This window comes from Corynebacterium sp. HMSC072A04, assembly GCF_001809235.1.
GTDB classification, from domain to species: domain Bacteria; phylum Actinomycetota; class Actinomycetes; order Mycobacteriales; family Mycobacteriaceae; genus Corynebacterium; species Corynebacterium hiratae.
Genome location: NZ_KV796773.1, coordinates 1 through 344, shown reverse-complemented (window position 1 = coordinate 344; position 344 = coordinate 1). Strand labels below are relative to the sequence as shown.

The following is a 344-nucleotide window of genomic DNA, read 5'->3' as shown; positions in this document are numbered from 1 at the left end:
GCACCCGGTGCACAAGCATCAGCCAACAGGCCGATAGCCAAAGCACCAGCAGCAATCAGAGCCACAGCACCAGCGGCCTGCTGGTAGTCAGCACCGAAGCGCTTGAGCTGAGCATTGATGCCATTGACCTGGTCAGCCAACGGGCCGTTGAACAGACCAGCCTGCTGCTGCAGACGGGTATTCAGATCCTGAATCTGCTTGTTAATCGGAGCAACAAACTCCGACAGACCCGGAATGTTCATCTGGGAAGCCAGACCAACCGGAATCAGGAACAGCAGCGGGATACCAATACCCAGACCAGTGTTGATGCAACGCTCAGACAGGTTGGAAGAACCAGTCCAATC

General features: G+C 55.8%; 1 protein-coding gene. It reads right to left on the bottom strand.

Going from position 1 to position 344, the window contains the following annotated elements; translation table 11 throughout:
* Positions 1-344, bottom strand: a 344-nt coding sequence (locus HMPREF2565_RS13900) for a hypothetical protein (RefSeq protein WP_168162653.1), incomplete at both ends; no start/stop codon positions are given.